This is a genomic window from Chloroflexus sp. (assembly GCF_034435895.1).
In the GTDB taxonomy this organism is placed as follows: domain Bacteria; phylum Chloroflexota; class Chloroflexia; order Chloroflexales; family Chloroflexaceae; genus Chloroflexus.
In genome coordinates this window covers 1-20,419 of record NZ_DAOTWH010000358.1, presented here as the reverse complement: position 1 = coordinate 20,419, position 20,419 = coordinate 1, and the positions used below count along the sequence as shown (strand labels likewise).

The 20,419-nt window shown below is 58.8% G+C and carries 15 protein-coding genes and 1 pseudogene; 4 read left to right on the top strand and 12 right to left on the bottom strand.

The genetic code is table 11. The annotated features are described in order from the left end of the window. Nucleotides 1–48 precede the first annotated feature (48 nt). Nucleotides 49–1,851, bottom strand: a complete 1,803-nt coding sequence (gene metG / locus U9R81_RS19825; protein WP_322497134.1) for a methionine--tRNA ligase — start codon at nt 1,849–1,851, stop codon at nt 49–51. A gap of 329 nt (nt 1,852–2,180) precedes the next feature. Here metG and U9R81_RS19820 point away from each other — a divergent pair, with 329 nt between their 5' ends. From U9R81_RS19820 to U9R81_RS19805, 4 genes are all read left to right on the top strand, one after another. Beyond that, nucleotides 2,181–3,416 (top strand): SH3 domain-containing protein, encoded by a 1,236-nt coding sequence (locus tag U9R81_RS19820; RefSeq protein ID WP_322497133.1) that lies wholly within the window; start codon nt 2,181–2,183, stop codon nt 3,414–3,416. After that, the gene (locus U9R81_RS19815) at nt 3,413–4,267 is read left to right on the top strand and encodes an exonuclease domain-containing protein (protein ID WP_322497132.1); all 855 of its coding nucleotides are present in this window, start codon (nt 3,413–3,415) and stop codon (nt 4,265–4,267) included. The genes U9R81_RS19820 and U9R81_RS19815 overlap by 4 nt, the downstream gene beginning before the upstream one ends. Before the next feature lie 334 nt (nt 4,268–4,601). Further along, entirely contained in the window at nt 4,602–5,747 is a 1,146-nt protein-coding gene (gene rpoD / locus U9R81_RS19810; protein WP_322497131.1) for an RNA polymerase sigma factor RpoD, read from the top strand. 81 nt (nt 5,748–5,828) lie between these two features. Then, nucleotides 5,829–6,731 carry a DMT family transporter gene (locus U9R81_RS19805; protein WP_322497130.1) on the top strand — a complete coding sequence of 301 codons (903 nt, stop codon included), beginning with the start codon at nt 5,829–5,831 and terminating at the stop codon, nt 6,729–6,731. A gap of 23 nt (nt 6,732–6,754) precedes the next feature. Here U9R81_RS19805 and U9R81_RS19800 read toward each other — a convergent pair whose 3' ends face one another. The 11 genes and pseudogenes from U9R81_RS19800 to U9R81_RS19750 all read right to left on the bottom strand — a co-directional run. Further along, entirely contained in the window at nt 6,755–7,555 is an 801-nt protein-coding gene (locus tag U9R81_RS19800) for a slipin family protein (RefSeq protein ID WP_322497129.1), read from the bottom strand. Between the two features lie 53 nt (nt 7,556–7,608). Beyond that, nucleotides 7,609–9,003, bottom strand: coding sequence for an NfeD family protein (locus U9R81_RS19795; RefSeq protein ID WP_322497128.1), 1,395 nt, complete (start codon nt 9,001–9,003; stop codon nt 7,609–7,611). Between the two features lie 103 nt (nt 9,004–9,106). Next, nucleotides 9,107–9,322 carry a DUF951 domain-containing protein gene (locus U9R81_RS19790; RefSeq protein WP_322497127.1) on the bottom strand — a complete coding sequence of 72 codons (216 nt, stop codon included), beginning with the start codon at nt 9,320–9,322 and terminating at the stop codon, nt 9,107–9,109. Between the two features lies 1 nt (nt 9,323). After that, a complete protein-coding gene (mazG, locus tag U9R81_RS19785) occupies nt 9,324–10,520 on the bottom strand; it encodes a nucleoside triphosphate pyrophosphohydrolase (protein WP_322497126.1) in 1,197 nt (398 codons plus the stop codon). Continuing rightward, a complete protein-coding gene (locus U9R81_RS19780; protein WP_322497125.1) occupies nt 10,517–11,425 on the bottom strand; it encodes a peptidylprolyl isomerase in 909 nt (302 codons plus the stop codon). The genes mazG and U9R81_RS19780 overlap by 4 nt, the downstream gene beginning before the upstream one ends. 111 nt (nt 11,426–11,536) lie before the next feature. Further along, nucleotides 11,537–13,360, bottom strand: a complete 1,824-nt coding sequence (lepA, locus tag U9R81_RS19775) for a translation elongation factor 4 (RefSeq protein WP_066783267.1) — start codon at nt 13,358–13,360, stop codon at nt 11,537–11,539. A gap of 81 nt (nt 13,361–13,441) precedes the next feature. Further along, nucleotides 13,442–14,272: an ABC transporter permease gene (locus U9R81_RS19770; RefSeq protein ID WP_322497124.1), complete on the bottom strand. Its 831-nt coding sequence runs from the start codon at nt 14,270–14,272 to the stop codon at nt 13,442–13,444. Then, nucleotides 14,250–15,173 (bottom strand): ATP-binding cassette domain-containing protein, encoded by a 924-nt coding sequence (locus U9R81_RS19765; RefSeq protein ID WP_322497123.1) that lies wholly within the window; start codon nt 15,171–15,173, stop codon nt 14,250–14,252. Before U9R81_RS19765 ends, U9R81_RS19770 begins: the two co-directional genes overlap by 23 nt. A gap of 95 nt (nt 15,174–15,268) precedes the next feature. Continuing rightward, a complete protein-coding gene (locus tag U9R81_RS19760) occupies nt 15,269–16,207 on the bottom strand; it encodes a diguanylate cyclase (protein ID WP_322497122.1) in 939 nt (312 codons plus the stop codon). A gap of 58 nt (nt 16,208–16,265) precedes the next feature. Then, the gene (locus U9R81_RS19755) at nt 16,266–19,127 is read right to left on the bottom strand and encodes a PAS domain S-box protein (protein WP_322497121.1); all 2,862 of its coding nucleotides are present in this window, start codon (nt 19,125–19,127) and stop codon (nt 16,266–16,268) included. An 873-nt stretch (nt 19,128–20,000) separates the two neighbouring features. Continuing rightward, nucleotides 20,001–20,419 (bottom strand): annotated as a pseudogene (locus U9R81_RS19750) (hypothetical protein); the annotation flags it as partial.

Here is a 20,419-nt window from a genome sequence, read left to right as displayed (position 1 = left end):
TAACGTGAACAGGGGTAGCGCAAATGCGCTGCTCCTTCCTACAAATCATCACTTCGCCCGGCTTTGCATGCGCGCCAATTCCTCTTCAACCACCGATTCATCAAGCTTCTTGAAGAGCGGCTGGGGCTGGCGCAAGGCCTGCCCCACCGGCAAGGCCGACGGTTCCCACCGCCCAACCCACTGGTCGTAGTCGCCGGTGAGCACACGGTGGGTGCGGCCATCGGCTTCGGTCACGTCTTGGAAGCGGAGCGGCCCAGCGATGTTGCCGTCATAGCCCAAATACTCGTGCAGGCGCTGGCTTGAGAAGGGCAAGAAGGGGGTAAAGATGATCTTGAGCGTATCAACGCAACGCAACGCGACGTACCAGATCGTCGCCGCGCGCTCGCGATCGCTCTTGATCACCTTCCACGGCTCTTGCTCGCTCAGGTAGATATTGACTTGGGCCGCCAATCGCATCGCTTCGCTCAACGCAGCTTTGAACCGCGCCGCTGCCAGCAATTCGCCCACCGTCTCGATCCCGCCGGTCACTTCAGCCAACACCTGCTCATCAGCCACAGTCAGCGGGCCGGGTTGCGGTACGCTGCCAAAGTTCTTGTAGACGTTGCTAAGCGTGCGGTTGACCAGATTGCCCCACGTCGCCACCAATTCGTCGTTGTTGCGCCGCACAAACTCAGCCCACGTGAAATCGGTGTCTTGATTTTCCGGCCCGGCGATGGTCAGGAAGTAGCGCAGCGCATCGGCGTCATAGCGGCTGAGAAAATCGTTGACGTAGATCACAATCCCGCGCGAACTCGAAAACTTCTTACCCTCCATGGTCAAAAATTCGCTCGACACGACGTTGTAGGGCAGTTGCAGCGGGATGCCATCGTATTTTCCACCCGGATTGACGCCGAACTGGCCGCCCGCGCCATAGCCGAGCAGCATCGCCGGCCAGATCACGGTGTGAAAGACGATGTTGTCTTTGCCCATGAAGTAGAAGTGTCGTGAATCAGGGTTTTGCCACCATTCCCGCCACGCATCCGGCTCGCCGCGGTTGATCGCCCACTCGATGCTGGCCGAGAGATAGCCGATTACGGCATCGAACCAGACGTAAATCTTTTTGTCGTCACGGTTGGCGTATTCGGGCAGCGGGATTGGCACGCCCCACTCAAGATCACGGGTAATCGCGCGCGGCTTGAGGTCTTTGAGGAAGTTGAGCGAGAAGTTGCGCACGTTGGGCCGCCAGTGGCTTTGCTGGTCGATCCACGTGCGCAACTGCTCGGCAAAGGCCGGCAGGTCGAGAAAGAAGTGCTCGGTCGGCTTGAACACCGGCGGCTGGCTATCAACCTTCGAGCGCGGGTTGATCAAGTCGGTCGGATCGAGCTGGCTGCCGCAGTTATCGCACTGATCGCCGCGCGCTTCATCGTACCCGCAGAGCGGGCACGTCCCCTCAATGTAGCGGTCGGGCAACGTGCGCCCGGTCGTCGCCGAGAATGCGCCTAACGTCTCTTGGCGAATGATGTAGCCGCGTTCGTACAGGGTGCGGAAGATATCTTGCGTCACCGCATAATGGTTGGCCGTGGTGGTGCGGGTAAAGGTATCGTAGCTTAGCCCCAGATGGTACAGGTCATCGCCGATAATCTTGTTGTAGCGATCAGCGATCGCTTGCGGCGTTGTCCCCTCTTTATCGGCCACCAGCGTGATCGGCGTCCCATGCTCATCGGTGCCCGAAATCATCAGGACGTGATTGCCCCGCAACCGGTGATACCGGGCAAAAATATCGGCTGGCACGCCAAACCCGGCCACGTGGCCGATATGGCGCGGCCCATTGGCATACGGCCACGCTACCGCAACTAAAATATGCTCAGGCATAATCGCACCTCAATAAGCCTCAAACTGAACAGTTATCTGGCGCAACAACCTGCAATCGAGCAGAACCAACCACCCACAAGGAACACAACTGAGATTCGAAGAGGAGAAATGGCGGTTAGCCCGCCATAAAGCCACGGGCAGTGAGGCGTAGACCGGGCCAGTGGATCGGTCGAAAAGCGCAGCGAACCGAATTGTTTGCCAAACTGCGATTCATGCGAACTCCGCGCGCGTCAAGCGTAGCAAGATGTAGTATAACACAGCCGATAGTTGCAGATAGCGCCAGATTCGCATATTATAAGCATCTGAAGCCGTTGTGACTGAGGTTGCTCATGCAAACAACATTCAATCAGATATCGCCACCCTTAGCGATTGGTCTCATCGTTCTCGGTCTCATCATCATTCTGCTGGTAGTGGTGCTCATTCGCCGGCGGCGCGCTGCCAATCAGACGCCACCGACTCCTGAGATTCCGCCGGCAACCACCATTGACTATACCGCTGTGCCGCTCGCAGAGCCGCAGAGTTGGCAAGATCGGCTGCGCAATCTTTCGTTGGCGGCAAAGATTCTCTTCGTGCTCATTCCCATCTTGCTTTGTTTGGGAATGGGCGTGCTCGTATTGAGCCTCAACAATGACAACGTTGCCGAGCCGCCGCCGACCCCCACCCCTTCACCAGTGCCAATCACGCTCACGATTGAAGATGCCACTGTCGTGCGGGCCGAGCCACCGACGATCAATGTCCGAGTGCGCAGCACCGGCCTTGCCGATGAGACCGAGTTGCAAGTGGAATTGCGCGCCGATGGCCAATCGTTGCGCTGGTTCGATCCGGCCCAGACGATCCGCATCCGGCGTGATCGCGGCGATCTGCGGGCAGCGAAGCTGGCCGATGGCGACGCCACGCCAGCCGGCCCCCGCTACACGGTGGTGGTCAGCGCCGCTGACGGCAGCGTCAGCGCCGAGGCCGAGTTGGCGATTCCGGAACGGTTTGCAGCAGCATTTTACGGTGAAGTCGCCGCAGCGCCAACAGTGACTCCAACGGCAACGCCAGCCCCGGTTGGTCAAATCACCCCAACCCCGCCGCCAACGCCCACGGCCACCCCAACGCCGGCGTTGCCCACCGGCCAGCCAGTGGCGGTCACAAACGGCGGCAATGTGCGCAAACTACCCTTCCCCGGCATCAATAACGTCATCGGCGGGATCAATGCTGGCGAACAAGTGCAGATCCTTGCCCGCACCCCCAACGCAGAGTGGTACTACGTCCGCACCGTCCGCGATGAAATTGGCTGGGTCAGCCGTACCCTAATCGCAGTCACCGATCTGATCGCCGCCGAAACGCCAGTGGCAAATGTGGTGACGGCCTTTGTCAGCGGCCCAGTCTATTTAGCCGCCGATCCCGCGAGCGCCCAAATCGATCGGGTCGAACGGAACGAAGTCGTTGAGCTGCTCGCGCGCACCGCCGACGGCTCGTGGTACCGGGTGCTGAACGTTCGCGACAAAGAAGGTTGGGTACCAGCAAATCTGCTCGGTATTCCTGATGATGTCGCCAAGCAAGTGCCGGTCGCGCAATGAGCAGGTTTGATCTCCAACAACCGCTGGCTGAGCTGCCGCTGCTCTTTTTCGATGTCGAAACAACTGGTCTCGACATCCGTGATGGCCATCGGGTCTGCGAATTAGCAATGCTGCGCCGCGAGAGTGGCGCCGAAACTGACCGGATCGAAACCTTGCTCAACCCAGAGCGCGATCTCGATCCGCAAGCGGCGCAAATCAATGGTCTGCGTGCCGAGGATTTGCTCATTGCGCCGCGATTTGCCGATATTGCCGGCCACGTGGTGCAGCTTAGCCAAGACGCGGTGCGGGTGGCGCATAACCTGCCGTTCGACGAGACCTTTCTCAATATGGAACTGGCGCGGGCCGGGTATCCGCCACTGACTGGCCCGGCGCTTGATACGCTTGAGCTGGCGCGCCGGCTCGGTATTCGGCGCGGTTCGCTCAGCCTTGGCGCGCTGGCCAATGCCTTTGGCTTGCCAACGCCAACCCACCGGTCAATGGACGATGTGTTGACGCTGAACGCCCTCTTCGATCAGCTCGTCGCCAAGATGGCCGCTTATGGCGTCACCACCCTTGGCGACGCGCTCCGCTTTGCCCGCGGCCTCCTCCCCGGCCAGCCCGAACCGGAAGCGCCACTGCCATTGGCCGAAGCGCTGGCGAGCGGCAGCACCTTGCGTATCATCTACACCTCAAACAGCAGTCCCCAACCAACCGAACGGCGCATTCGACCGCTAGAATTGGTGGTTGAGCCCAGTGGCCTCAGCATCCGCGCCTTCTGCTACCTGCGCCACGATATTCGCAATTTTTTGCTTGCCAAAATTAGCGCCTATTTGCCCGATTCTCCTGCCGAATCAGACCAAAGAAGGGGTTGACTCTGGCGCGCAAAAAGTGCTATAGTACCTTCAGTTACGTCTAATTGGGGTGCCACGTCTGCGTCCCTCCATCGCAATGACAGCTTGGGGTTTGAGGGCATTCTCTCAACCCCATCTCTTTGCCAAAGCATAACGGAGAGCGCGACGTGTAAGGCCCGGCGTTTCAGACAGGTCGCTGAGGCCTTTCAGTTTTCCTATGGCTCGTCGAGCCAGACAGTTGCAGCAGCCCGCCGTCGCCACGACGGCCTAGTGATGGTCGTCACCACCGGTCTGACGCCATCAACCGAGCACTGGTTGAACGATGTTGAGCAAAGCTACACCGGAGTCAGAGGCGATGATCGAGCAACTGCTCGCCGCAGCACGGGTGCGCGGGTATATTACCCACGCCGACATTCTTGCCACCTTTCCTCACCCTGAGCACGACATTGCCGAGATTGATCAGCTTTATGCAATGCTGCAAGCCGAGGGGATCAAAGTCATCGAGTCAACTGATGAGCTGGAAGGGCCGACTGATTTTGAACCAGATGTAGAGCATGAATTAATTGCCGAATTGCCCGATCTCGGTGATATTGCCTTTGATGACCCAGTGCGGATGTATTTACAAGAGATTGGGCAAGTACCGCTCCTGACCGCCGAGCAAGAGGTTGAATTAGCCAAAGCGATGGAGGCCGGCGCTGCAGCTCGCCAACGGCTCGATCGCGAAGAGTATGCTTCTGCCCGCGAACGTTTTGAATTGGAACGCGCCGTCCAGCAAGGGCAAGATGCGCGCCATCACTTGATCCAAGCCAATTTGCGGCTCGTTGTGAGCATTGCCAAGAAATACACCTCGTATGGCCTGACGATGATGGATCTGGTGCAAGAGGGCAATATTGGCCTGATGCGGGCAGTTGAAAAGTTTGACTACAAGAAGGGCCACAAGTTCAGCACCTACGCGACGTGGTGGATCCGGCAGGCGATTACCCGCGCTATCGCCGATCAGAGCCGCACCATTCGCTTGCCGGTTCACATGGGTGAAGCGATTAGCCAAGTTAAGCGCACCTCGCATCGCCTCCAGCAGACGATGCAACGCGAGCCGACCCCGGAAGAGATTGCCGATGCGATGGGCATTTCGGCAGGCAAGGTGCGCCGCACGCTCGAAGCCAGCATGCACCCGCTGTCACTAGAAATGCCGGTCGGCCAAGAGGGCGAAGGCCGCATGGGTGATTTTATCGAAGACGATCGCATCTTGACTCCGGCTGAAGCGGCGGCAGCCTCATTGCTGCGCGAACAGCTTGAAGAGGTGCTGATGAAGCTGCCTGAGCGCGAGCGCAAGATTATCCAGTTGCGCTACGGTCTCAAGGATGGCCGCTACCGCACCCTCGAAGAGGTTGGGATCGAGTTTGGCATCACCCGCGAGCGCATCCGCCAAATCGAAGCAGTTGCGTTGCGCAAGCTCCGCCACCCGCATCTCGGCAAAAAGTTGCGCGGCTATCTCGATTAAGCAGGTCTTTATCCGGTATAGCCGCCCCCGTGAAGCTCACGGGGGCGGTTGGTTTGTGTTTCGCTGTGCTGATGAAAGAACATGACTGCTATGCATCGCCTTGATGAATCGCAACGACCCTTTGATGTGGCGCTGGTCGTTATCGCTGCGCTGACGTGGGGAACGATCGGGGTGGCCGTAGGCTGGCTCTACCGCGTTGCTGAAACCAACTCGCTCTCAATTGGCTTCTTGCGGCTGCTGCTCTCGGCGCCGGTGTTGCTCATCACTGCCCGTCTGCTCGCCGGCCCGCAAGCGTTTCGCATCCAACCGCGCCATCGCTGGACGCTGGCCCTGATCGGGGGCGCGTTTGCCGGGTATCAGGTCGCCTACTTCGCCGCCATTCCCTATCTCGGTGTAGCGGCGGCGGTCTTGATCAACATCTGTAGCGCGCCGATCTTTACCGCCTTGTTAGCGCGCGCCTTTCTCGGCGAGCGGCTGCGACCGAGCACGTGGCTAGCGGTTGGCGGCGCTGTGATCGGCGCAGGGTTGCTGGTCGGCGGCGCGCCACAGGTGCATTCAACCGCTGATTTGTTGATCGGCGCGGCGCTGGCCCTCACTGCCGGCTTCTCGTACAGTCTGGTCGTGCTCGGCGCCCGCCTGATCACTGCCAATTACCATCCGGTGGTGCCGGTGGCCTTATCGTTTGCGCTTGGCGCGCTCTTGCTCTTGCCCGCCGCCCTCACCACCGGCTTGGCAATCGATTATCCGCCGTTGGGCTGGTTGGTGTTGATCTATCTCAGCATTGTGCCGACGGCCTTGGCCTACGCGCTCTATGTGCGCGGGATGCGCAGCGTGCGCGCTACGACCGCAGCCACGATCACGCTGCTCGAACCGCTCGGTTCGGCGCTCTTGGCTATTCTCCTGCTCGGCGAACGATTCACCGCCACCGGTATGGTGGGTGCTGCCTTGCTGATTGCCAGCATCGTGGTCATTGCCCGGCGGTAGGGACGATGCCCGTATCGTCCCGCTTAATCCGCCGAATGGCGCGCGTCATTATTGACCGGATTGCTAGGCGTCACAAACGCCTTGAGCGTATCAATCGGCAAGGGGAAGATAATCGTGCTGTTCTTCTCGGTAGCGATTTCGGTCAAGGTTTGCAGATAGCGTAATTGCAACGTCACCGGCTCGCTGGCCAGCACCTTTGCGGCTTCGGCCAGCGTGCGCGACGCTTGCAACTCACCATCGGCGTGGATGAGCTTGGCCCGCTTTTCGCGCTCGGCTTCAGCTTGGCGGGCCATCGCCCGCTGCATGTTCTGCGGCAGCTCGACATCTTTCACTTCCACGATCGTCACCTTGATCCCCCACGGCTCGGTCTGCTCATCGATAATCTGTTGCAGCTTCTGATTAATCTTCTCGCGCTGCGCTAACAGCTCATCGAGTTCGACTTGGCCAACCACGCTCCGCAGCGTCGTCTGCGCGATCTGCATCGTGGCCCGGATGTAGTCCATGACCTTGGTCACGGCCCAGTTGGGATTGATCACTTGGAAGTAGAGCACCGCGTTGACCTTGATCGTCACGTTATCGAGCGTGATCACCTCTTGCACTGGCACGTCCATCGTGATGACACGCATATCGACCCGCACCATGCGCTCGAAGATCGGGATCACGAAGAAGATTCCCGGCCCGCGCGGCCCCATCAACCGGCCTAACCGGAAGATCACACCGCGCTCATATTCCGGCACAATCTTGATCGCCGAGAGCAAGATCATCAACGCGATAAAGGCCAACACCGCCAGACAGGCCAAGAGGAAAAATGTGACACCACTCATGCCATAACCCCTTTCCGTAACAATATTTCTGAGCGGCGAACGGTTGCGCGCCGCTACGACGATGGCAACGATAATTCAGACGGCTCCAGCCGCCGGACGGTCAGCCGCAGCGCGTAAATCCCGGTCACCCGCACAAACTCGCCCTCTTCAGCAGTGCCGTTTTCGCACACTGCCCGCCAGAGCGCGCCCTCTACAAATACCATTCCTTCTGGATCGAGGCGCTTACGCACCTCGGCCAGCCGCCCAATCAACCCTTCTTGGCCGGTGGTCACTGGCCGGCTACGCGAGCGTAACGCCAGCCACACCCCAGTTATTGCGAAGATCGCGATCAGCACTGCCACCACAATGATCACCCACAACGCCACCGCAACTCCGGGCGCCTGTGTTGCATCGAACAGCGTTAATGCGCTGGCGATCATGACTCCCACCCCAATCACGGTCAGGGTTCCATGCGACGGAACGAAGAGATCGGCTGCGACTAACCCAAAGGCGATCAGGATTCCAATTACGCTCAGCCATTGTACCGGCAGCGCGATCATCCCAATAATGGCGCCCACCAGCAGCAATACGCCCAAGCCGGCCAGAATGCCGACCGTGGGGCTGAGAAACTCGGCGTAGAAGGCCAGACCGGCCATAATCAGCAGGATAAAGACGATGGTTGGGTTGGCCAAGACTAACAACGCCGCTTCAAGCAGATTCACCTCAACCACCAAAGGGCGGCTGCCAAGGGTTGCGAGGACGACTTGCGATCCATCGGCCAGCATCACTGCGCGACCTTCCAGTCGTTGCAACAATTCGGTGCGATCACGGGCCACGAAATCAATGAACGGCGGATTCGCCTCAATCGCCTGCGCGGCAGTTGCGATAAAACCGCTACGTAGCGCCGTTTCAGCCCAATCGACATTCCGGTTGCGGGCCGCACCCCACGCTTCAAATTGTTGCAATTGTTCACCCAGCAGCAAATCCTGCGTCGCCTCACCAACACCCATCGTTGGCACAAATAACGGCGCAGCAATCCCAAACCGGCTATCCGGCGCCATCGCCGCCACATGCGCCGCTGGCAACAACCACGAGCCAGCCGCGCCAGCGTCATGTCCAGCAGGACTGATATAGACGACCACCGGCACCCGCGCCGCAGCAATATCGTTCGCCAACGCGCGCGCCTCTTGCAACACCGCGCCGCGCGAAGTCAACTGAATGATCAACGCTTGTGCCTGCGCCGCTTCCGCCTCACGCAAAGCGCGGCGAATATAGCCGGCGGCATAACTGCTCAACACGCCATCGTACTCAACCATATAGACTGGCCGCACTGACTGGGCCGTAACCCCGGAAACTAGCCACAGCCACAGCATGCCAAACAGCAACGCCCGGCTTACCAGCGTTGTGATGTGGACAAGAAACGGTGGCTTGCGATAACCCACTTGGAAGAGCAGATCGAAGATTCGCATAGTGTGTATGGACGCAATATAATGGCGACACTGCCATCATACCGCGTTTAGCAAGGTTGTCAACGAACAAACCCATCGCGGAACGAACCAACCAATCATTCGTTTATTCGTTCCCCCATTCGTTGTCACCTCGCACAATAAATCGTTTGATCCGGCGTTCGAGCTCGGCCCGCGGCAACATCACCCGCCGGCCACACGTTTCGCAGTGCAAGCCAATATCAGCGCCAAGCCGCACAATCTGCCACGTATCGCCGCCACAGGCATGCGGCTTGCGTAACTGCACCACATCGTTCAGATAGAGCGGAATCGGCGGCGACATGCTACTGTCCATCACTGCGCGCTTTAGCTGCCGCCCACCATGCCATCATTTCGGCGAGCGTGCAATTACGCAACTCTCGTCCGCTTTCGGCAGCCATTTGCTCGACCACTTGGAAGCGTCGCTTGTAGCGCGCATTGGCTTCCCGCAAGGCAGTTTCGGCGTCAATATGCAACCAATGGGCCAGCGTGGCGATAGCAAACAACAGATCGCCGGTTTCGGCCATCTGTGCGGCTGGTTCGCTGGCCTCCCGCAGTTCAGCTAGCTCTTCGGCGACTTTCGCCCACACTTGATCGATCGTTTCCCACGTAAACCCGGCCCGGATCGCTTTCCGCGCCAATGCTTGGGCAGCGGCCAAGGCCGGCAAAGCTGCCGGCACGCCATCGAGCGCGCTCGCCCGCGTCTTGCCCTTGGCCGCCAGCTCTTGGGCCTTGAGCGAATCCCAGTTCCGCAACACCTGCCCGGCATCAGCGACATCGGTTGTGCCAAACACGTGGGGGTGGCGGAAGACGAGCTTATCGGCAATGTGCTGTACCACGTCTTCGAGCGAAAAGTGACCGGCTTGGCGCGCCATCTCGCTATGCACGGCGACTTGCAACAAGACATCGCCTAACTCTTCGCGTAGCAACGCCATATCGCCGGCATCGAGCGCCTCTAGCGCCTCGTAAACCTCTTCGAGCAAGGCGTTGCGCAAGGTCTGATGGGTTTGGCGCACATCCCACGGGCAACCGTCGGGGCCAAGCAAGCGTGTGATCACCCAGCGTAGGCGATCAAGGCCGCGCCGGTCATCCTCGATCGCCAGCGCCGGCACGATCAGGGCCAGTGCCGACGCCGGCGGCAAGACCGTTGTCGCCAACTCTGCCAATACCAACGGCACGACGCGCTCATCTGGCTCCAGCACCAGTGTCAGCGGATGGTGCGGCGGATAGCGTTCCAGCAATAGTGACGCCAGCGCCGGCAGATCAAACGCGGCAGCCTCACCCCACAGCAAGGCCAGCGCATGCGGAGCGAGCGGGTAGGGTACCCGCGGCGGGTGATACGAACCCACGCCCTGCTGTTCAACCCATGGCGCTACCTTGGTCGCTACCGGCGCCACTGGCGGCTGCAGCAGCCGCTCGACGGCCCACACCTGCATTGCCGCCGGGGCGATCAAACCCCGCGCCAGCGCCGCGTTCAGCAAGGCGGTCAACGCGGCGCTCATGGCGTTTCAGGGAACGGGATCGGCAGCGCGTTGGGGTCGAAACCGGCGGCAATCTGCAACTCACCGCTCTGCTCGGCCTGCCGGCGCAACGCTTCGTACCACGGCACAAAGGTCTCTTGGTAGAACTGGCCGGCATTCTGGCGCGTGCGCAGTTGTTCAAACGAGTCGAACGGGCGTTGCAATTCGCGTTCGAGCACCTCGACGACATGAAAACCGAAGTCGGTTTGCACAATCTGGGGGGTATTCAGCGGTATCGTAAAAATAGCTTCTTCAAACTGCGGCACAAAATCGCCGCGGGTCGCCCACCCCAAATCGCCGCCGTTGGCCGCCGAACCGTTATCGCGCGAGCGGGTCGCCGCCAGCGTGGCAAAATCGGCGCCGGCCTGCAGCTCGGCCAAAATCGCCTGCGCCGTCGCTTCATCACTCACTAAAATATGGCGGGCGCGGGCCATATCGGCGCGGGTATTGCGCGCAATCACTTCAAACACGATCTGCTCGCGCACCAGTGTACTGCGTAGTTCATTCGCCTCAACCGGATCGGCATCAGCCGGCAACCGGCTAAACACCGCCTCATCAAGCGCCGCCGGGTCAACACCGATGCCATGCTGGCGGGCATACGTCAGCAGCAACTCGTTTTGGATCATCTGTTCAAAAATCTGCCGGCGTAAGTCGTTATCTACCACGATTTGTTCAATCTGCTCGCGGGTCTGGCCGGCAGCCAGCGCATTGGCGACGCCATCGCCAATTGCCCGCTTGATTTCGGTATTCACATCGGCTACAGTATAAACCTGCGAACCTAACCGAAACGCGACCGGCGAGCCGGCATCTTCCCACTGGCGGCCATTCGCTACGCTCTGGCACCCCGCCAGCAGCAACAGAGCAAACAACCATATCAGGCGACGCATTATTGTATTCTCCGCATATCAAGCCAGTACGAGCACAGCGCTGCTGCGCCCATTGCGCTCATTTTAGCCATCCAGTACGGGCACAGCGGCGCTGTGACCCTTCGTTCCGCCCTATCGCTCCCGCTCGTTCCCCGATTCATTCAGCGACAAGATCGCCATAAAGGCCTCTTGCGGAATCTCAACGCTGCCGACCATCTTCATGCGCTTCTTGCCCTCTTTCTGCTTTTCGAGCAGCTTGCGCTTGCGGGTCACGTCACCGCCGTAACACTTAGCCAACACATCTTTGCGCATAGCACGGATGGTCTCGCGGGCAATGATTTTCGAGCCGATTGCTGCCTGAATCGGCACTTCAAACATCTGGCGCGGGATCAATTGGCGCAGCCGTTCCACCAGATCGCGCCCGCGTTGATAGGCAAAATCGCGATGCACGATCAGCGACAACGCATCGACCGGCTGGCCGTTGACCAAAATATCGAGCTTGACCAGATCGGCCTCTTGGTAGCCGGCCAGATGGTAATCAAGCGAAGCGTAGCCTTGCGTGCGGCTCTTGAGTTGATCGTAGAAATCGATCACAATCTCGGCCAACGGCATACGGTACTTCAAGAGCACCCGCGTCGGGTCGAGATAATCCATACTGAGAAAGACGCCGCGGCGGGTCGTCACCAGATCCATAATCGTGCCGATGTAGCGCACCGGCGCGATCACGCTAATCTCGACCACCGGCTCTTCGATCGCCTCGATCCGCGACAGATCGGGCATCTCGGAGGGGTTGGCGACCGTAACAATCTCGCCGTCGGACAGCAAGACCTGATACTCCACTGAGGGCGCGGTAATCAGCAGATCGAGCTTATACTCACGTTCGAGCCGCTCGCGGACAATCTCCATGTGGAGCAGGCCGAGGAAGCCGCAGCGAAAGCCAAAGCCGAGCGCCGCCGAGCTTTCGGGTTGGAACGAGAGGGCGGCATCGTTGAGTTTGAGCCGTTCGAGCGCCTCGCGCAACTCAGGGTAGGCGTTTGAGTCGATCGGGTAGAGACCGGCAAACACCATCGGCTTGGCCGGACGATAACCGGGGAGCGGTTCGCTAGCCGGATTCTCGGCCAGCGTGATCGTATCGCCAACTTGACAATCGGCTACGCTTTTGAGGCCGGTGGCGATATAGCCGACCTCGCCGGCGACCAGCTCGTTCAGCGGGGTCATCGCCGGGCGGAAGATACCGAGTTCAAGCGTTTCGGCTTGGGCGCCGGTCCCCATAAATCGCACCCGGTCACGGCTGGTAAAGACGCCATCAACCACCCGCACATAGGCGATCACACCTTTGTACGGATCGTAGTGCGAGTCGAAGATCAAGGCGCGGGCCGGTTGCTGGCGCTGGCCGCGCGGCGGCGGGATGCGCTTGACAATCGCTTCAAGAATCTCCGGCACGCCGATACCCTCCTTGGCCGAGGCAAGGATGGCCTCTTCGGCAGGGATGCCGATCACCGACTCGATCTCTTGCGCGACCTCTTCGGGGTGTGCGCCGGGCAGATCGATCTTGTTGACGACTGGAATAATCACCAAATCATTTTCCAGCGCCAGATAGGTGTTGGCGAGGGTTTGGGCCTCGATGCCTTGCGAGGCGTCAACGACCAGTAGCGCACCTTCGCAGGCGGCCAGCGACCGGTTGACCTCATAGCTAAAATCGACATGGCCGGGGGTGTCAATCAAGTTCAGTTGATAAAGCTGGCCATCGGCGGCACGGTATTCCATGCGCACCGGCTTCAGCTTGATCGTAATCCCCTTTTCGCGCTCAAGATCGAGTGAGTCGAGCAACTGCTCGCGCTGCTCGCGTTCGGTAATCGTGCGCGTCAGCTCAAGCAGGCGGTCGCTCAACGTCGTCTTGCCATGATCGACGTGGGCAATAATGCTGAAGTTACGGATGTGGAGTTGATCTGACATGTATGCTTCAACCGGCGGCGAAACCGCATATAGTCCAGTACGTCTGCTAGGAAGTATACCATAGCCGCGGTCACGCCGGCGTCATGAGCGACTCGCCCATCGCACCCACGGCCAAGCCCCCACCGTCACGTCACGCCGGTCGAAGCTTATCACCGCGAGACCATAAAAGATTAACGCCGCCACCGTTAAGATAGCGAGGTCGCCCACCACCGGCCCATCATTGAGTGTCTCAGGCGTAACGGGGCGATAGTGAAACGGCGAGAGCGGGCGCAGCCATTCAAAATCGGGTGACATCCCAACCAGATTGTAGCCGAGAAAGCTCACGATGAGGAGCACGGTGGCAATAGCCAGTGCGATCCGGCGCGACGGCGTGACCGTGCCGAGCCACAGGCTCAAGGTTTGAAACAGCCACACCAGCGGCCAGTGCGCGATGGTGGCCCGGAAGAGATCGCCGGCATCGAGCGACGTGGTGAGCTGATCACGAATGGCGAGAAAGATACCCGCCGCGGCCAACCCGGCGACCACCAATACGACGAAACCGATCGCCGCCAATTCGAGCGTCTTCGCCGTCACCAATTGCCAGCGCGCCAGCGGCAGCGCCATTTGCAACTCAAGCGTGCCGGCATCTTCCTCACCGGCCAGCATCCCGGTTCCAGTTACGATTGCCAAAACCGCCAGCAACACGCTAAAGAAGTAAAAGATCGTCGAGCCGATATAGCCTTCAAACGTGGCCATCGTTAGATTGCCGAACGCGCGATAGAGTTCAATCGTCTGCAAATCGAGGTTACGCATTTCAGCCGGCAGCGCAGGGTAAAACGCGAGATAGACGCTAAAAAAGATGACTAACCCCGCCCCCCAGCCAATGATGAGGCCGCGGCGGACGCGCAATTCATGCCAACACAGGCTGAGCATGATTCCCCCCTTGGGCGCCATAGTAGGCCAGAAACACCTCTTCGAGCGTGAGCGGCATAGTCTCGAGCTCGATCGCTCCCAAATCACCGGCAATCCGCAACACGTGGGCCAAGTTCTCGCGCACCTCCAGCGTCACCTCACTCTCGCCATGAGCCAGCTCGGTCACACCGGGGAGGGCAAAGGCTGCTGGCGGGATCGGCTGGGCAAAACGCAAGCGCAAGCGATGCACCTGCTGGCGCTGTAACAAGGCATCAACCCGCTCAACTGCCGCCAACATGCCGGCGCGAATAATCCCGACCCGGTCACAGACTGCCTGCACTTCAGGCAAGATGTGCGACGAAAAGAAGACGGTGCGCCCCTCGGCGCGGGCAGCGCGCACCAATTCGAGCACCGTCTGCTGGATGAGCGGATCGAGGCCGCCGGTCGGCTCATCGAGGATGAGCAATTGCGGACGAAACATGAAGGCGGCGATCAGGCCCACTTTCTGTTTGTTGCCCCGCGAATAGGTACGCATTGGCCGGTCGAGATCGAGATCAAGCTGGTCACACAGCCGGGCAAGATAGGCGGCTTCGACGACGCGGTCACGGGCGGCATCGAGCATGGCGAGATACTGGCGCGCGGTCAGACTGGCCGGTAAACTCAGCTCGCCGGGCAGATACCCGACCTGCTGGCGAATCTGCGGCCCCTCGCGCCGGCAATCCCGGCCAAAGATCAACGCCTGCCCGCGGGTAGGCCGGATAATATCTAGCAACACCCGCAGCGTCGTCGTCTTGCCGGCGCCATTGGGGCCAAGAAAGCCGAACACCTCGCCAGGTTCAACGGTCAGATTGAGATCCTCAACCCCGCGCCGCTGGCCGTAGTAGACGGTCAGGTTCCGCAATTCGATCACCGGGATCGCCATACCGTGCTCCTTGTCGCTCCCACGCTAACCAACGCCTTGCGCGCCGCACGATCATCGTTCGACAAATGCCCTAGCCCCCAGAGATAATGAGTGTTTCACACCCCCACCACGCAATTGCGCCCCTGCCGCTTGGCAGCGTAGAGTGCTTGATCGGCCCGATCGATCAAGCGTTCGATCACCGCATCAGCCGGTTGGCGCCCGGCAACGCCAAGGCTAATCGTAACCGTAATCTCACCCTTTTCGGTTTGGATACGCAGCGCAGCGATCGAGGCGCGCAAGCGTTCGGCAAGCATGAGTCCTGATGAAATATCGGTATTGGGCAAGAGAAGGATAAACTCTTCACCGCCAAACCGGCCAATGCAATCAGCCGCCCGAATCTGGCGCGCTGCAGTTTGAGCCACTGTGCACAACACCTGATCGCCAATCAGATGACCATACCGATCGTTAATCTGCTTGAAATGATCAACGTCAAGCATACAAATCGCCAGCGGCTGATCGTAACGAGTAGCAATAGCAAACTCGTGGGTAGCTAATTCGTAGAAATGGCTACGATTGTACACGCCGGTCAGCCAATCGATCCGGGCTAGTTCCGCTTCACGAGCCAACGACCGCTGCAACTCGCGGTTGGCCATTTCGAGTGCCGTGCGCGCTTGGGCTAGTGCTAGATGCGTGCGCACCCGCGCTAATACCTCGGCGGGTTGGAATGGCTTGGTCACATAATCTACCCCGCCGCATTCAAACGCGCGCACCTTGCCATCGATATCATCGAGCGCACTAACGAAAATGATTGGAATTGAGCTCGTTTTCGGATCAGCCTTCAGCTCACGGCAGACGGTATACCCATCCATATCCGGCATCCGAATATCGAGCAGGATGAGATCGGGCCGGATGGCGCGAGCAGCGGCTAACGCCATAGCTCCTTTGGTGACTGGACGCACATCGTACGACTGGCCATCGAGCAACTGGGTCAGCAACAATAAATTAGCCGGTACATCGTCAACGATCAGGATGGTTGGCAACCGATTATTAGACATGGTTGTGATTTGCTATGCTTGAACGTTCGACGATCGCGTTGCGCAGATACTGGCATTACTATACAACACGGCTTCGCATCTGCACATCCGCCAATGTTTCAGCCCAAACCGTAATTGTCTGATAATCAAACGTCTCAATCCACTGGTGCAATTGGCGCGCATCATCCGGGCGATCAGACTCGATCTGAGCAGCTAAGGCTTGCAAACGACGAAAGTTTGCTTCACGAGCCGCGTGCAGCAACGCTTGGCACCACTCGGCATGGTAGCCCTGTTCATCAATAGCTGCAACTGGCATTGTGAAATCCACTGGCTCAGCGTATTCAAACTGCACATGGAGGTGTTGCTCGATCAAACGCACCACATCGCTCTCGCGAAATGGCTTGACGATGAAATCATCGCAACCGGCTTCCAACACATCGGATAGCGCATCGCCAAACACATGGGCGGACATAGCCACAATCAACGGCCGGAGCAACCCCGGCGTATGGGCACATGTATCGCGAATCTGGCGCGCTACGGCGAGACCATCGACGCGCGGCATACGCACCTCAAGCCAGATCATATGCGGTTGCCAGATGCGCCACACATCTAATGCTTCCTGACCATCGGCAACCGATTGCACGACAAAACCTAACCGGTGCAACAGCGTGATCAACAGCAAGGCGCTAGCCGGCTGATCATCCGCCACCAACATTCGGTAGATAGGCTGGCCGGCCCGGAGCCGTACCGCCCGCAACGCTGGCGTTTTTTCAGGCAATGCTGTGAGCGTAGCAATCGGCGTCTGCAACGGGAGCGCTAGGGTGAAGCGAGCGCCGCGCCCAACCCCCTCGCTGTAGACGGTGAGATCACCACCCATCAAGCGAGCTAACTCATAACTGATACTTAAGCCTAATCCTGCGCCAGTGGCATCCGGTGCTGCTTGTTGACCCTGAAAAAATGGCTGGAACAGATTAGCTTGCTCAAAGGGCGGAATACCAATACCCGTATCTTCGACCACAAACAGTAGCTGTGAGGGTTGGGCAAGCTCGACGCGCAACTGCACCATGCCATGATGAGTGAACTTAATCGCATTCCCTAGCAAGTTGATCAAGATCTGGCGCACTTTCGCTTCATCGCTCACAATCACTGTCGGAACCTCAGGAACGCATGTTACTATGAAACGCAATTGTTTCGCTTCGGCCCGCGAGCGAAACAAGGTTTGCAGATCGGCGATCAGTTGGCGAACATCGAGCGGTGCTGCGGTATAGGTGTAGCGTCCAGCTTCGATCTTGGTCAGATCAAGCACATCATTGATCAATTTCAGCAGATGTTCGCCGCTGCGATTGATAATGTCGAGATATTCGCGTTGGGTAGCGGTCAGATTACTGTCACGGCCTAACAACAGTGTAAAGCCTAAGACCGCATGCAACGGGGTGCGCAACTCGTGGCTGACATTGGCCAAAAACGCGCTCTTGGCCCGATTGGCCGCCTCAGCTTGCTGGCGGGCAAGACGCAGTTCGATTTCGGCTTGCTTGCGCCCAGTAATATCACGCGCCACGCCGAGCACCATCAACCGGCCCTCTTCATCGCGCACAAATGAGGTGATAATCTCGGCATGCACAATATGTCCATTGCGATGCACCAGATCGATTTCCGCCTTCCACGGCGGCGCGGCAATGAGATCCTCACCCTCCCACTCGTGCAACATGTAGTTGAGCGCCGCTTGAACATACCGGGCCGAAACAGGCGCCAAGAAATCGGTAAATGAGAATGCTAACGCCTCGGTCGCCGAGTACCCGATCAGCTTGCTCACCGACGGGCTGAAGAAGGTGAACCGGGCTGTTTGGGTATCGAGCAGCCAGATCACGTCGGTGGCGTTTTCAGCAATCAGGCGATAGCGCGCATCGCTGCGCCGCAAGGCTTCTTCCATCCGTTTGCGTTCGGTAATATCGTGAATAATGCTAATTGCATGCGGTACGCCACGAATCATGACCGTTTGAGAGGAAAGCAGGCATGTGTGCAACTCGCCACTACGCCGGCGAAATTGCATTTCAAGCCCAACGCAATACCCATCACGCTGCATCAACGCTGCCCAATGCCGCCGATCTTCCGGCGAACGCCAAATCTTGAGCGTTAGACCATCTTTGCCTAAGACTTCTTCTGCGGTATAGCCGCTCAGATCAGTAAAACCACGATTCACTTTCACGAATACGCCATCGGTTAAGCGCGAAAGCAACACTGCATCCGGCTGGGCCAAAAAGACCAGTTCCAATTGCTGCAACGCATCGCGTTGCTCGAGCGACAACTCCCAGTTGACCAACAAAATCATCCCAAACGTCCAGAGGGTCGTTGTGGCTATTGAGATGAGATAGGTAGCGGTTTGCCATGGCGGCGAGACGATCAGCCAATTTTCCTCGGTAGCCAAGACGATGCCGCGCAGGGCAAAAAAGATGCCATTGGCAATAAAGACTCCGGCGAGGAATAAGATGATAGAGCGCGTATCGGGACGTAATTCGCACAGGAAGCGCAATCCGATCAGGAACGAGCAGATTGCTACCACTACTGAAAAAAGAATGCGACGCAACGGCGGCATATCGCCGGTTGACGCTAACAACAGGTTGGCAATCAGAAGAAGCAGCCAAATCAGCAGCAAGCGGCGCAGATGGCCGCGATCGCCAAAAAACCGCTCCACACCGTGGAAGAGCAAGAGCATACCGCCGCCAACTAGCGCGTTGCTCACCGCATGCAGCACGAGCGGCACTTTGGCAACATCGCGCAAGGTGGTGATGAGCAAGCCAAACGCTAACACCCCCATGCCCGCTGCCCACCACACCAAGCCGGCCCGCCCGCGATTGGCCAGCGCCAAGCCGATCAAGGCGGCGCATTGCAAGACGTTGGCAAGGCTGAGGGCAATGGATAAGGTTAAGAGGTCGATGGTCATGCAATGCTCCAGTAGTGCCCGTCTAGATTGATTACTGTATTGTAGCGTGAATGAACCGAGTTGGCCTGCACCGTGGAATACGATCTCCGGAGCATAGAAACTGGTCAGTGGCCAACTATGCCACTCGCCTTGCTCGCTTCGATCAGCGCAAGCCTTTTCTCTCCCGTGCTACCCTCAGACCCTCACCCCCCAGCCCTTCTCCCACCTGACGGCGGGAGAACTGAGATGCAAACCAATGGTGTGGAGATATTCCCTCTCGCTGCAGTAGGGGATTGCTTCGCCGCCGTTGGCGGCTCGCAATGACACAGGGCAGCGGGAGATAGCTTCACCTCGCTCCGCTCGGCTCGCTATGACAAGCGCGAGTTCCTCTTCCCCTCCACCTCTTTGCGCCCCCTGCGTGCTTCGCGCCTGTGCGTTAACCGTCGCTGCGCCTTTGCTCGCTGAGCGGCTTGGCAGTGGCCTCCGCATCCTCTCGCCCGCTCTCCTCATCAATTCCTGATGACAAAATAGAACCAACTATTGACACGCTCATGGACACCGCCTATCATTCCCTTCCTTCACGAGAACGCACCTAACTAGCCGCTTGAGGCAATTATCGTCACGTACAGTGACGCACCTAGCCGCGACACCAACACACCATCCACCAGTGTTCTCCCGGTGCATCCACTCGCTCTTCGCCACCTAATTACGCATAGAACGTATCACGAACAACCACATTATGTCAAAAATGATTGCAACAGCGCAACCGACGCCGGACAATCAAACGGGCAGCGGTGCGTCGCAGGTATTGGTCGATACGCCACCGGCAACGCTCACAAACAGCTACCACATTGTTGTGCCCTCCATTACCGCACCGGTCGTAAGAGAGTGGTGTTACCGCAAGATCGTCAACGGCAGCGGCACTGGTTGCGCAGCCACCACCTCACCGTTGCGCACTTGAAATTGAGCAATCGGAATGCCATCGGTGTCAGGATGAAGCTTCACGTACGCGATGTACCGGCCATCCACCGCGGCCCGTGATTGGCTTAACCACACTGCCTGCGGCTGGCGCGCGTCAATCGTCACGTCCACCGCTCCTGTCGCCGATACCGGCAACGTCCCGCGCGCCAGTATCACTGGCCGCTCGGTACCCGCCTCTGCGCCTTGAATCTCCAGCAGCAGTGGAGCATTCCCACCATACTGCGCAGCAATCCGCAACCGCGATCCAGCAAACGCGCTTTCGACTGTCAACGCCACGCCACCCACCGCATCCAGCGCCGGTGTTCCCTGCCAGAGCTGCACACGCACGATAC